This is a genomic window from uncultured Marinobacter sp. (assembly GCF_963974375.1).
Taxonomy (GTDB): Bacteria; Pseudomonadota; Gammaproteobacteria; order Pseudomonadales; family Oleiphilaceae; genus Marinobacter.
Genome location: NZ_CAXBDN010000291.1, coordinates 1 through 5043 on the forward strand (window position 1 = coordinate 1; position 5043 = coordinate 5043).

Annotated in this window: 6 protein-coding genes and 1 pseudogene; 2 read left to right on the forward strand and 5 right to left on the reverse strand. The window is 59.9% G+C overall.

Annotated elements, in window-relative coordinates:
* The 5 genes and pseudogenes from AAC035_RS18425 to AAC035_RS18445 all read right to left on the reverse strand — a co-directional run.
* Nucleotides 1–180, reverse strand: a pseudogene (locus AAC035_RS18425) (AAA family ATPase); the annotation flags it as partial.
* A 56-nt stretch (nucleotides 181–236) separates the two neighbouring features.
* On the reverse strand, nucleotides 237–1151 hold the full coding sequence (locus tag AAC035_RS18430) for a carbon-nitrogen hydrolase (RefSeq protein ID WP_339806562.1): 915 nt from the start codon (nucleotides 1149–1151) through the stop codon (nucleotides 237–239).
* Nucleotides 1148–2182 (reverse strand): agmatine deiminase family protein, encoded by a 1035-nt coding sequence (locus tag AAC035_RS18435; RefSeq protein WP_339806568.1) that lies wholly within the window; start codon nucleotides 2180–2182, stop codon nucleotides 1148–1150. Before AAC035_RS18435 ends, AAC035_RS18430 begins: the two co-directional genes overlap by 4 nt.
* A gap of 168 nt (nucleotides 2183–2350) precedes the next feature.
* Complete coding sequence (locus tag AAC035_RS18440; protein ID WP_339806564.1) at nucleotides 2351–2656, reverse strand: hypothetical protein; 306 nt, start codon at nucleotides 2654–2656, stop codon at nucleotides 2351–2353.
* 71 nt (nucleotides 2657–2727) lie between these two features.
* Nucleotides 2728–3303 (reverse strand): PilZ domain-containing protein, encoded by a 576-nt coding sequence (locus tag AAC035_RS18445; protein ID WP_339806565.1) that lies wholly within the window; start codon nucleotides 3301–3303, stop codon nucleotides 2728–2730.
* Nucleotides 3304–3506: 203 nt separating this feature from the next.
* On the opposite strand from AAC035_RS18445, the gene AAC035_RS18450 reads away from it, so the two are divergent.
* Nucleotides 3507–4748: a lipoprotein-releasing ABC transporter permease subunit gene (locus AAC035_RS18450; RefSeq protein ID WP_339806566.1), complete on the forward strand. Its 1242-nt coding sequence runs from the start codon at nucleotides 3507–3509 to the stop codon at nucleotides 4746–4748.
* Nucleotides 4741–5043, forward strand: a 303-nt coding sequence (locus AAC035_RS18455; RefSeq protein WP_339806567.1) for an ATP-binding cassette domain-containing protein, incomplete at its 3' end; no start/stop codon positions are given. The genes AAC035_RS18450 and AAC035_RS18455, both read left to right, overlap by 8 nt.

The following is a 5043-nucleotide window of genomic DNA, read 5'->3' on the forward strand; positions in this document are numbered from 1 at the left end:
GGTCAGCCCGGTGATGCCGGCAAGGGCGTGGGAGAGGGTGGTCTTGCCCATGCCGGGGATGTCCTCGATCAGCAGGTGTCCCCGGGCAAGCAGGCAGCAGATGGACAGGCGGATCTGGTGCTCTTTGCCCAGTACGATCTGGTTCAGTGTACTGACGGCAGCGTCGATGACTTTTTTCATGGTCAGGAGCTCATTGGCTGAACGATTCGGGCGGGGCCTGGCCGGACTTGACTCCGTCAGTCCCGGACCCGCTTGAGAATGTCGCCGTAGGCATCGATACGGCGATCTCTCAGGTACGGCCAGATCCGGCGGACGGACTCACTACGGTTGCGGTCGATGTCGACGGTGAGCACGGTTTCACGGCTGTCGTCGGCACGGGCGAGGAATTCGCCCTGGGGGCCACAGATAAAGCTGTTGCCCCAGAAACGGATGCCATCCGACTGGCCGGAGGGGTCCGGTTCATTACCAATCCGGTTGGGTGCAATGACCGGCAGATTATTCGCGACCGCGTGGCCCCGTTGCACGGTCACCCAGGCTTCGAGCTGGCGGGCTCTTTCATCGGCGGTATCGGTCATGTCCCAGCCAATAGCGGTGGGGTAGATCAGCACCTCGGCACCGGCAAGGGCCATCAGTCGGGCGGCTTCGGGATACCATTGGTCCCAGCACACCAGCACACCGAGACTGCCCACCGACGTGCGGATGGGGCTGAAGCCATGGCGGCCGTCATTGAAACAGGCATCGCCGGGCGTGAAATAGAATTTCTCGTAGAAGCCGGGATCGTCCGGTATGTGCATCTTGCGGTAGAGCCCGGCAAGGCTGCCGTCCCGCTCGAACACCACGGCGGTATTGTGGTAAACGCCGTTCATGCGGCGCTCGAATATGGAGCCCACCAGCACAATGCCGAGTTCTTTGGCCAGCCGGGACAGGCGGTCGCTGGAGGGTCCGGGTATCGGCTCCGCCAGCTCGAAAACAGCGGTATCCTCGGTCTGACAGAAGTAAAGGGTGGCGTGCAGCTCCTGCAGCACCACCAGCTCGGCACCACCGGCAGCGGCCTCGCGGACCAGCCTTTCGGAGGTCGCCAGGCTCTCCTGTTTGTTCTCGCTGCAGGCTTGCTGCACAGCCGCGATACGAAGAGGGCGGGCCTGGCTCATGGCTGGACGACTCCTGCCGGAATCTGCATGGTGACGCAGTGCAGGCTGCCGTGCTGGGCGATCAGAGGTCGACAATTAATGGCGACGATCTCGCGATCGCTGAAGATTTCCGCCAGTATTGCCAGCGTTTGCTGATCCTGCGGCACGTCGTAGACCGGAACCAGAACAGCGCCGTTAATGATCAAAAAGTTGGCGTAGGTAGCAGGCAGGCGCTCGCCGTCGCTGTCATAAATGGCATCTGGCCAGGGCAGGGCCGTCAAACGGTAAGGCGTGCCGTCAGTCTGGCGAAACTGGCGGAGTTCCTCTTCCATGGCATTCAGTGCCTGCCAGTGCTCGTCGGCAGTATCATCGCAGCGAACATAACAGATATGGTCCGGCGCGCAGAACAGGGCCAGGGTATCAATGTGGCTGTCGGTGTCGTCTCCGGCCAGGTAGCCGTGGTTGAGCCAGAGAATTCGCTGAACGCCGAGGGTCTCGTTCATCAGCGCTTCAATGGCGGTACGGTCAAATTCGGGGTTGCGGCTCGGGGTCATCAGACATTCACTGGTGGCCATGACAGTACCCTGACCATCGGATTCTACCGAGCCCCCTTCCAGCACAAAGTCCACCGCATCCATCGGTGTCGCACCAAACGCCCCGGCGTTGGCCAGGTGACGGTTCAGGGCGTTGTCTTTTTCCCAGGGAAACTTGCCGCCCCAGGCGTTAAAGCGGAAGTCCAGCAGTCGCATGCCCTCAGGCGTGTCGACCGCCAGTGGCCCATGGTCTCTTGCCCAGGTGTCGTTGGCGGGCGCCGGAACGCTGATCACCCGTCCGGGCCATTGCTGCTCGCTGGCCAGACGGTTCAGGTCGTCACCCAGTTGCTGGGCGCGGAAGACATGCTCGCAGCTGATGATCAGGTGCTGCCGGCGGAGCACGGCCGTGGCGATGTTCATGAAGACCGGCTCGACTTCTTCCAGTCGCTGGTACCAATCGGTTCCGGGGTGCGGCCAGGTCAGCATCACGGCACTCTGGGGCGCCCACTCGGCAGGCATCACGCGCGTCGAATTCAAGATAATGTTCACCCTGTATCTGACAGAAATTGGCCGCCTGGGAACCTCCGGGTCAAGGCAGCGGGAGCTGCATTCTACCGGTTTGTCAGCGGCGAGTCAGGCCTGCTGTGTCGAGGCGGCGATGATAATCAGGCGGATATACGGGCAGAATCAGCGCCCGGGCTTCATGACCGTATGAATGACATGATTGTGCTCGAAATACACAACGAAATCATCATAGTGCCATTGGGTGATCGGTGGCTGACCCACCGGACCGCGGGTGCCGGTTGGGTCACCAAAGCGCTGGCGTACGGCGCTCTGGTTCTGGCCGGTGCGCGGCAGGGTTCTGTTCTCCCGGTCGCCTCCCTGAGACATCACCGGGACTTTCACCTGATCGGCCAGGGCCTGGCCGGCTGAGAGGCCAAGCCCCGTCAGGGTCAGGCTGGCGGTCAATGCCACGGACAGCAGCTTGTTCATGGGTTGGTCTCCTGAAGAAAACGTAATCTGTAAATTTACTTCACTTGCCTCATTAATTCAGCAACTTATTATTACGTTCCGTCAGCGCCCTGTCTCTGTCGAATCTGCCAGCGCATGACGTGCTTCGCAATCTGTTGCCGGTCTGCCTCCTGGATTCCGGTAAACTCGGCGTGTACACGGTCTGAGCTGCCATCGCCGGGAGTGATCCCGAGTACCCGCACGGTGGCCCGGGGGCGGAAGAGTTCCGGCGGCAGGGTCAGGCGCAGGGCGAAGCTGTCGCCGGGGGCAGCCTCACCGGGAGGGACGGAAAAGCTGATTCCTCCCTCGCTCAGGGTTACTGACTGCCAGTCTTGCGGTTGCAACGGATTTTGCTCAAAGGCCATAATGCGCGCCAGCGTATCGAGCTTGCCATTGATGGACTTGATCAGTGACGCCGTCAGCCGGTCCCGCTCAGCGAGCACGGCCAGCTGGTTGCGGATGTCCAGGTCGAACCTTTTCAGTTCTGTTCTGAGATCATCCACATGATCGTTGCCGAAGGGGTCGGTTGGTAAATGGATGGCGGGATCGAGCGGCCGGTACTCGACGCCGATGCGGTCTTCGATACGGAAGAAATCCCGTCGTTCGCTGCTGGGTAAATCTCCCGGCATACTGCTGGCTCCGTCAGAGTTTACCGGAAGGACCCCTGAGTCCGGGTCTGCCGGTGGTGACTGGTTTGTTCCGAACTTCAGACAGGTGCAGAAGTTCATGAAATCATGAAGTAGAGATCGGTCAGAAAGTCAGTTTAGCAGCTTCCCGTGGTTTCAAGGACGGGACGACTTCACACAAGATCCGTTAGCGGCAGGCAATCTGTATGTTCAAGCCTCTTTCTCTGTACGTTGGTTTGCGTTACACCGCAGCCAAACGTCGCAATCACTTTATCTCGTTTATTTCGCTGACTTCGATGATCGGCCTGATGCTGGGTGTCGCGGTGCTGATCATCGTGCTCTCGGTAATGAATGGTTTTGACCGGGAGCTCAAGGAACGGATTCTGGGGATGGTTCCCCACGCCGTGATTCGCGGTGACGATCTGCTGGAAGACTGGCAACGGGTTGACGCACGGGTGGAGGAGCACTCCCGGGTGGTTGCCGCCGCACCGTTTGTGCAGGGTCAGGGCATGGTGACCGGTGGTGGCAGTGTGAGGGGGGTGCTGCTGAACGGTATTATTCCGGAACAGGAACGTACCGTATCCATTATCGAGAACCACATGCTGGAAGGTCGTCTCGATGACCTGAAAGCCGGAGAGTTCGGCATGATCGTCGGCAAATCCCTGGCGACGGGCCTGCGGCTTGAGCTGGGCGACCGGCTGACGGTGGTGTTGCCGGAGGCAACGGTCAGTCCTGCCGGGGTCATGCCCCGGATGAAGCGGTTTACCGTGGTGGGCATTTTCAGTGTCGGCGCCGAGCTGGATGGTAACTACACCCTGGTCCACATGGAAGATGCCGGCCGGCTGATTCGCACCGATGGTCGCGCCCAGGGGGTGCGCCTGCTGGTGGATGACCTGTTTGCATCGCCGGTGGTCGCCGAGCAGGCGGCGCGCATGCTGGAGGGGCGCCACTATGTATCCGACTGGACCCGTACCCATGGCAATCTTTTTAACGCCATTCGCATGGAAAAGACCATGATCGGCCTGCTGCTGATGTTCATTGTGGCCGTGGCCGCGTTCAACATTGTGTCGACCCTGGTGATGGTGGTCACCGACAAAACCGGTGATATCGCGATACTGCGCACGATGGGTGCGACCCCCGGGCGTATCATGCGGATCTTCATGATTCAGGGGGCGATTATCGGTATTTTCGGCACACTGGTGGGAACCGGACTGGGTATTCTGGGCGCCCTGTATATCAGTGATGTGATCAGCTGGGTTGAAGGTGTCTTTGAGCACCAGTTTCTGAGTTCAGACGTGTATTTCATCAGCTACCTGCCGTCCCAGCTGTTGTGGGACGATGTGATGATTATCAGTGGTGCGGGTCTGGCCATGAGTCTTCTTGCCACACTTTACCCCGCCTGGCGGGCGTCCCGAGTCGATCCTGCCGAGGCCCTTCGCTATGAGTAAGGTGACAACCGTGAATCATTCGTCTGTACCGGTCATCGAGTGCCGCCAGATTACCCGAACCTACAAGGAGGGGCCGGTAAGGCTCACCATCTTTTCCGATATCTCGCTGGTGGTGGACGCCAGTGAAACCGTCGCCATCGTTGGTAGTAGCGGGGCAGGCAAGACCACGCTGCTCAATCTGCTGGGCGGGCTGGACAAGCCATCATCCGGGGATATTGCTATCTGTGGCCAGGAAATTCACCGTATGAGGGAAGGCGCGCGGGCAAAATTCCGCAATCGGCATCTTGGCTTTGTG

Excerpts from the sequence above, each read along its gene's own strand:
- AAC035_RS18435 (WP_339806568.1), bottom strand. The coding sequence starts at position 2,182 with ATGCCTGCCGAGTGGGCGCCCCAGAGTGCCGTGATGCTGACCTGGCCG.
- AAC035_RS18450 (WP_339806566.1), top strand. The coding sequence starts at position 3,507 with ATGTTCAAGCCTCTTTCTCTGTACGTTGGTTTGCGTTACACCGCAGCC.
- AAC035_RS18440 (WP_339806564.1), bottom strand. The coding sequence starts at position 2,656 with ATGAACAAGCTGCTGTCCGTGGCATTGACCGCCAGCCTGACCCTGACG.
- AAC035_RS18445 (WP_339806565.1), bottom strand. The coding sequence starts at position 3,303 with ATGCCGGGAGATTTACCCAGCAGCGAACGACGGGATTTCTTCCGTATC.
- AAC035_RS18430 (WP_339806562.1), bottom strand. The coding sequence starts at position 1,151 with ATGAGCCAGGCCCGCCCTCTTCGTATCGCGGCTGTGCAGCAAGCCTGC.